Source organism: Streptomyces sp. SID14478, from assembly GCF_010548525.1.
In the GTDB taxonomy this organism is placed as follows: Bacteria; Actinomycetota; Actinomycetes; order Streptomycetales; family Streptomycetaceae; genus Streptomyces.
In genome coordinates, this window is sequence record NZ_JAAGMG010001476.1 from 1 (window position 1) to 2,157 (window position 2,157).

Here is a 2,157-nt window from a genome sequence, read left to right on the forward strand (position 1 = left end):
GTGCGGCGGAGCGCACCAGCTGCCGCGCCGCCACGTCCCTGCGCTCGCCCACCGCCTCCACAGGCTGCCCGCCAGGTGCCACGTCCCACGGCTCGACACAGCCGCCGTCCCGCACATCGACGTGGCCCACGCCCGCCGCGGCGAGGATCGAGGCGACGACCGCGCCCACCCGCCCGACCCCTCTGACCTGCACTCGCATCGCGTGCCGGGCCGCCAGTCTCCGGATTCCGTCCGCCGGCTCGGACGTCGTCACCGTCAGGGCGGCATGGTCGGGGCGGAGCCGGTCCATCACCTGCGTCTTCTTGCGCAGCGCCTCAGCGGAGGGGCCACCGCCTGTCGCGTCGTCCAGCAGGCCCGCCCCGGTCAGCCGCTCCAGAAGGGCGTCCACGTGTCCGTCGGGCAGGCCCATGCGCCGTGCTTCGTCGCGCAGCAGCGGCACTCCGCGCGTCCCGTCGAGCAAGGTCAAAAAGGTGCCTGTCGCCGTGTCGACCGGTCCGAGCACCACCGCGTGGGCCGGTGTCATCCCGAACTGCACCGTGTTCAGGTCGTGCCAGCCGCGCCGGAACGCGGGCTTCAGGATCGGATGCATGACTGTCCCCCGTGCTGTGCCATCTGTGCCGCGAATGCCGCGTATGCCCTGTGCGGCGTGCGCGTCGATCGATGGCCAGCATGCCCGGCCGGTCGGGGGCGTGCGGAAAGTTGTCCACAGGCAGTGGGTGATAGTCGTACCAATCGAGCGGCAGGGGTGGGGGAGCCGCACCGAACAGTTCCGGAGGCGGGACTTCCGCCCTGCGCAGCGGGTAACGTCGGGGCGTGCCCGCCGACCCACTGCACCGTGCCACGAACACGCAGCGCAGCACGACCAGCCCGCCGCCGAGCGGTCCCGGGGTGAGCGCGGTCGAGGTCCGCAGGAGTGCCCGGCGCCGCCGGACGGTCTCCGCGTACCGAGAGGGCGACCGCACCGTGGTCCTGATCCCAGCCCGCATGTCGGAGGCCGAGGAGCAGCGCTGGGTGACGGTCATGCTCGACAAGCTCGCCGCGCAGGAGAGCAAGCGGGTGCTGGGCGACGCGGAGCTGGCGGAGCGGGCCGGCCGGCTCTCGGAGCAGTACCTCGAGGGCAAGGCGCGACCCGCGTCGGTCCGCTGGGTCACGAACCAGAACACCCGATGGGGTTCCTGCACGCCGGCCGAAGGCAGCATCCGCCTGTCCCACCGCCTCCAGGGCATGCCCGAGTACGTCGTCGACTACGTACTCGTCCACGAACTCGCCCACTTGCTGGTGCCGGGCCACGGTCCGCGTTTCTGGCGGCTCTTGGAGGCGTACCCCCGCACCGAGCGGGCGCGCGGCTACCTCGAAGGAGTGGTCGCGGCGGACCGGCTGCCGCACCTGCCGACCGCGCGCGGCGAGTGACGGACCTTACGGGATGGTTCTGTACCAGGGCTGTACCGACATCCTCCGCCCCCAGCGTTTGCAGTTAGCCTGACGCGACGCAATCACCATCGGGATGGGGGACGGTCGTTACGCATGGCCAGGGAATTCCAACGCGGCCACAAGGCCAAGATCAGTGACCTCACCGCGGGTACGGATCTGTACGTAGGCGTACAGATCACCGGCCCCGGACTGACCTTCGACATCAGTTGCTTCGGCCTCGACGCCGAGGAACGGCTGTCCGACGACCGGTACTTCGTCTTCTTCAACCAGCCCAAGACACCCGAGGAGTCCGTCCAGCTGCTCGGCGCCCAGGCCGGAGACACCGAATCCTTCCGCGTCACTCTGGACAAGATCCCCGCGCACATCCACAAGCTGTCGTTCAGCGCGGCACTCGACGGCGCGGGCCAGATGTCGCAGGTGGCGCCCGGCTACATCCGCATCGTCGCGGGCGGCGAGGAAGTCGCCCGGTACGCCTTCCACGGAGGCGAGTTCTCCACCGAGCGCGCGGTGATGCTGGGGGACTTCTACCTGAAGGACGTGTGGCGTTTCGCGGCTGTCGGGCAGGGCTTCGACGGAGGCCTGGACGCGCTGCTGAGGAACTTCGGCGGAGAGGTCGCGGAAGAGGAACCGGCCGCGCAGCCGCAGTCCGCCGCGGCTCCCGGATTCGCACCGCCCGCCCAGGCCTCCGCGCCGCCCGCCTTCGGGGCCCCCGCGGCGCCGGCACCG

3 protein-coding genes are annotated in these 2,157 nt (G+C 71.0%); 2 read left to right on the top strand and 1 reads right to left on the bottom strand.

Going from position 1 to position 2,157, the window contains the following annotated elements:
• A partial coding sequence (locus G3I40_RS46130; protein ID WP_239092342.1) for a ThiF family adenylyltransferase occupies window positions 1-589 on the bottom strand: 589 nt, incomplete at its 3' end.
• 224 nt (window positions 590-813) lie between these two features.
• Between G3I40_RS46130 and G3I40_RS46135 the strand changes: the two genes are divergently transcribed.
• Window positions 814-1,410, top strand: a complete 597-nt coding sequence (locus G3I40_RS46135) for a M48 family metallopeptidase (RefSeq protein WP_164560755.1) — start codon at window positions 814-816, stop codon at window positions 1,408-1,410.
• Window positions 1,411-1,524: 114 nt separating this feature from the next.
• Window positions 1,525-2,157, top strand: a 633-nt coding sequence (locus G3I40_RS46140) for a TerD family protein (RefSeq protein WP_164560756.1), incomplete at its 3' end; no start/stop codon positions are given.